We start from the raw sequence: 4,850 nt of genomic DNA on the forward strand, positions 1-4,850 counted from the left end.
TCAAAATTCAAATGCAATACGCCGTCGCCGCCCCATACGTCGGAGTCGGGCAGCAAGTCTTCCAACAATCGGCGCGTGTAGCCGTAGCCTGTCAGCAGCAGCTCGGTTTGTTCGGTATCGTGTGGCGAGATTTTGGCATAGAGTAAGCCTTGGCGGTTGCCGCTGCCTGCCTGCGCCGCTTTGCCTGCCTCCAAAACCGTAACGCGTACGCCGTGCTCCGCCAGTTTGTGCGCGGTTGCTGCGCCGGCAATGCCTGCGCCGATAATCAGGACGTGTTCGGGCACGGCTTGATGTTCGGGCCGTCTGAACCAAGGTTTTAGAGGAATAGGGGCGGATTGGGATATGGCTTCGGTTTGCCATTCTATATGATGGAAATGTTCGTGTAAGCGGTCGGCGCGGTGTGGCGGAACCAGCCAGAGATGCACATCAGGCAAGAGGTTTTCTAAAACATTGACGCTGTTGAACTGAAGGCATTTCATGGCTTGAGCGAGACGATTGTTCAGACGGCCTTCAAGCTCGGAGGGAAGATTTGACAGCGGAAAATCGGGAATATGGTTTTCAGGCAGGCAGACAATCAAATAAAGCGGCGCGGTATGTTGTTCGATCGCGCGGCAAAGGGTAGCAAGGGAAGGCGTGGTGTTCCAAGCAAGGCAGGTCATGATGAAAGGCCGTCTGAAAAAAGAGGCTTTATTGTAACGCGGTTTGCGCGGATAGAATATCCGAACGGGTTTTGATAGAATCGCATGATATTTTGATTTCCAATTGATTTTCATACAGGAATTTTATGCGCCGTCTTTTATTGTGCCTTCTCGCTTCCGGCTTGCCCATCGCTTGCTCGTCCGCGCCGCCGGATAACGGCAACAAAGCCGTTCAGTCCGCACGTTGGGCAACGCCCGTCAAACACGATGCCAACCTTTATCGTATCGACGACAAGCTTTACCGCAGCGAGCAGCCTGTTGCCGAAGATGGCGAAGCCATCGTCAAGCTGGGCATTCAAAGCGTGATCAACTTGCGCTTTTTCGACCGCAACGATGACGACCATTTGAAAGAGCATGGTTTGACCTTGCTAAACCGTCCGTTGCTGTCATGGAGCATTAAGCCGAAAGAGATTGCGGAAATCCTATACCTGATTGAAAAACAACAGCAAAACGGCGCAGTGCTCATTCATTGTTATCATGGCGCAGACCGTACCGGTTTGATTGCCGGAATGTACCGCATCATCTATCAAGGCTGGTCGGTGGAGGAGGCAAAAGTCGAAATGCAACATGGGCCTTACGGTTATCACAGCATTTGGAAAAACATTGCCAACCTGTTTACCGAAGAGAAAGTCAAGCAGGTTAAAATGCATTTGGAAGCCTTGCGAAAACGTGGTTAACATCAAGATTTAAATGATAAAAGGCCGTCTGAAAGAACAAATCTTTCAGACGGCCTTTAAAATGGCAGATTGCTTAAATAACAAAATCCGTAGTCGATAATTGAATGCTTTGATCCATATCGGCAGACGGGGTTTTGGACGAGCGGCCAACCGGTTTGGCGGGTACGCCGACAACGGTAATCGAAGACGGCACATCGGCAACCACCACGCTGCCTGCGCCGATTTTGGCATTTTCGCCGATACGGATGTTGCCCAAAATCGAAGCGTTCGCACCAATCATCACGCCATTGCCGATTTTCGGGTGGCGGTCGCCGCTTTCTTTGCCCGAACCGCCCAGCGTTACGCCGTGGAGGATAGAAATATTGTTGCCCAAGACGGCGGTTTCGCCGGCCACAAAACCGGTGGCATGGTCGAGCATCAAACCGTGACCGAAACGGGCGGCAGGGTGAATGTCAACACCGAAGACTTCCGACATGCGGTTTTGCAGGAAATACGCCAGCGTTTTACGGCCGTTTTGATAGAGCCAGTGGTTGATGCGGTGTGCCTGTACGGCGTGGAAACCTTTGAAATACAACAGCGGCAGCGAATATTCATCACAAGCTGGGTCGCGCTCGTAAATGGCTTTTAAGTCGGCCTCGACACATTTGCTGATACGGGTGTCCACGCTCAAAGCCTGCTGATAGATTTCAAACAGCGCGCGCACGTCCATAATCGGGCTACCGAGCTTGCTGGAAAGATGGTAGGCAAGTACCGAATCGAGCGAATCGTGGCGCAACACGGTTTGATGCAGGAAGCTTGCCAGCATCGGTTCGGCCGCAGCGGCCGCTTCGGTTTCTTCGCGAATGGTGTGCCACAGATTAAAATCGGTTGAATTCAAATGGTCTTTTTTCATATTCGAGGCCGTCTGAAGAATAAAATCAGATGGCTATCTTACCGTTTTCCAACGTCTTTTAACAAGGCATTTGATAATCGGTATTCAAATGCTTGAAGTTTTTTCAGACGGCCTTATATATGAAACATCGAATATCAACACGCTAAAAGGATGTCAGAAATGACGGAGCATAACGAACAACATCAGCACGAAGCAGAAGAAGCGGCAGCCGTAGAAACTGCCGAAACCGTTGAAACCGAACAAGCAGAACCGACTTACGAAGAGCTTCAGGCGCGTGTCGCCGAGTTGGAAGGTCAGCTCAAAGACAGCGAGCTGCGCGGTTTGGCAAATGAGCAAAACCTGCGTCGCCGCCATCAGCAGGAAATCGCCGACACCCATAAATTCGCCGGACAAAAATTTGCAGCAGAAATGTTGCCGGTTAAAGATTATCTCGAAATGGCGCTGCTCGACCAAAGCGGTAATTTCGATGCGCTGAAAATGGGCGTGCAAATGACTTTGAACGAGCTGCAAAAAGCATTTGATGCCACACACATTAAAGAAATCGACCCACAGCCGGGTGACAAACTCGATCCGCACCAACATCAAGCGATGCAGGCAGTCGTCAGCGAGCAAGAGCCGAATACCATCGTCAGTGTGATGAAAAAAGGCTACACACTATCTGACCGCGTGCTGCGTCCTGCGATGGTTGTCGTGGCGAAAAAAGAAGATTGAAGGAACCGCTTGATAAAGTTTATCAAGCATAAAATCTTCAGACGGCCTTATCCGGTTTCAAATTCCGATGTTCCGCTATTGGAAAATCATTCCGATAAACCGGAATTGGAAAATTAAAGCCGGCCATCTGAAAAAAGAATAAACGGCTTGTGGATAAATAAATCAAGTACTTGAATTTAATTTAAAAAAAAATTCAAATTAAGCCTTGAAAAAAAATGAAGCAACCTTATTTACAAGCCATCGGAACGAAATGTTCCACAGGATTATTAATTTAGAAAAGTTTATTTATTAGGAGCAACATAATATGGCAAAAGTAATCGGTATTGACTTAGGTACAACCAACTCTTGTTTGGCTATTTCTGAAAACGGTCAAACCAAAGTGATCGAAAATGCAGAAGGTGCACGCACCACTCCTTCCGTTATCGCTTATTTGGACGGCGGCGAAATCCTCGTCGGTGCGCCTGCAAAACGCCAAGCGGTAACCAACGCTAAAAACACTATTTACGCCGCCAAACGTTTGATCGGCCACAAATTTGAAGACAAAGAAGTTCAACGCGACATCGAATCTATGCCTTTCGAAATCATCAAAGCCAGCAACGGCGACGCATGGGTGAAAGCGCAAGGTAAAGAGCTGTCTCCTCCTCAAATTTCCGCAGAAGTTTTGCGTAAAATGAAAGAAGCCGCTGAAGCTTACTTGGGCGAGAAAGTCACTGAAGCTGTGATTACCGTTCCTGCCTACTTCAACGACAGCCAACGTCAAGCGACTAAAGACGCAGGCCGTATCGCAGGTTTGGAAGTAAAACGTATCATTAACGAACCAACCGCTGCCGCTTTGGCATTCGGTATGGACAAAGGCGACAACAAAGACCGTAAAGTAGCCGTATATGACTTGGGTGGCGGTACTTTCGATATTTCCATCATCGAAATCGCCAACCTCGACGGCGACAAACAATTCGAAGTATTGGCAACCAACGGCGATACTTTCTTGGGCGGTGAAGACTTCGACCAACGCTTGATCGACTACATCATTGACGAGTTCAAAAAAGAACAAGGCATTGATTTGAAACAAGACGTAATGGCTCTGCAACGTCTGAAAGAAGCTGCTGAAAAAGCCAAAATCGAATTGTCCAGCGGTCAGCAAACTGAAATCAACCTGCCATACATCACTATGGATGCAACCGGTCCTAAACACTTGGCCATGAAAATTACCCGTGCCAAATTTGAAAGCCTGGTTGAAGACTTGATCCAACGTTCTATCGAGCCTTGTAAAATCGCATTGAAAGATGCCGGCTTGAGCACCAGCGACATCGACGACGTGATTTTGGTCGGCGGTCAAAGCCGTATGCCGAAAGTACAAGAAGCCGTTAAAGCCTTCTTCGGTAAAGAGCCTCGTAAAGACGTGAACCCTGACGAAGCTGTTGCCGTAGGTGCAGCGATTCAAGGCGAAGTATTGAGCGGCGGCCGTAGCGACGTATTGCTGCTGGACGTAACTCCTCTGTCTTTGGGTATCGAAACCATGGGCGGTGTGATGACCAAGCTGATTCAAAAGAACACTACTATTCCGACTAAAGCGTCTCAAGTGTTCTCTACTGCCGAAGACAACCAAAGCGCAGTAACCATCCATGTACTGCAAGGAGAACGCGAACGCGCTTCTGCCAACAAATCTTTGGGTCAGTTCAACTTGACCGATATCGCACCTGCACCACGCGGTATGCCGCAAATTGAAGTTACTTTCGACATTGACGCCAACGGTATCTTGCACGTTTCTGCCAAAGACAAAGGCACCGGCAAAGCGGCCAACATTACCATCCAAGGTTCTTCAGGTTTGAGCGAAGAAGAAATCGAACGCATGGTGAAAGATGCCGAAGCCAA

Annotated in this window: 5 protein-coding genes; 3 read left to right on the forward strand and 2 right to left on the reverse strand. The window is 48.8% G+C overall.

Going from position 1 to position 4,850, the window contains the following annotated elements; translation table 11 throughout:
* Positions 1 to 659, reverse strand: a 659-nt coding sequence (locus tag ACTHUE_RS11085) for an FAD-dependent oxidoreductase (RefSeq protein WP_440402852.1), incomplete at its 3' end; no start/stop codon positions are given.
* A gap of 125 nt (positions 660 to 784) precedes the next feature.
* On the opposite strand from ACTHUE_RS11085, the gene ACTHUE_RS11090 reads away from it, so the two are divergent.
* Positions 785 to 1,375 carry a tyrosine-protein phosphatase gene (locus tag ACTHUE_RS11090; RefSeq protein WP_440361280.1) on the forward strand — a complete coding sequence of 197 codons (591 nt, stop codon included), beginning with the start codon at positions 785 to 787 and terminating at the stop codon, positions 1,373 to 1,375.
* A 73-nt stretch (positions 1,376 to 1,448) separates the two neighbouring features.
* Here the strand turns inward: ACTHUE_RS11090 and cysE are convergent, their stop codons facing one another.
* Entirely contained in the window at positions 1,449 to 2,267 is an 819-nt protein-coding gene (gene cysE, locus ACTHUE_RS11095; protein ID WP_004520667.1) for a serine O-acetyltransferase, read from the reverse strand.
* A gap of 150 nt (positions 2,268 to 2,417) precedes the next feature.
* On the opposite strand from cysE, the gene grpE reads away from it, so the two are divergent.
* Together grpE and dnaK are read left to right on the forward strand one after the other, a co-directional pair.
* The gene (gene grpE, locus ACTHUE_RS11100; RefSeq protein WP_440361281.1) at positions 2,418 to 2,978 is read left to right on the forward strand and encodes a nucleotide exchange factor GrpE; all 561 of its coding nucleotides are present in this window, start codon (positions 2,418 to 2,420) and stop codon (positions 2,976 to 2,978) included.
* Positions 2,979 to 3,282: 304 nt separating this feature from the next.
* A partial coding sequence (gene dnaK / locus ACTHUE_RS11105; RefSeq protein WP_440402851.1) for a molecular chaperone DnaK occupies positions 3,283 to 4,850 on the forward strand: 1,568 nt, incomplete at its 3' end.

Source organism: Neisseria sp. P0021.S005 (assembly GCF_051956955.1).

Excerpts from the sequence above, each read along its gene's own strand:
- ACTHUE_RS11090 (WP_440361280.1), top strand. The coding sequence starts at position 785 with ATGCGCCGTCTTTTATTGTGCCTTCTCGCTTCCGGCTTGCCCATCGCT.
- cysE (WP_004520667.1), bottom strand. The coding sequence starts at position 2,267 with ATGAAAAAAGACCATTTGAATTCAACCGATTTTAATCTGTGGCACACC.
- grpE (WP_440361281.1), top strand. The coding sequence starts at position 2,418 with ATGTCAGAAATGACGGAGCATAACGAACAACATCAGCACGAAGCAGAA.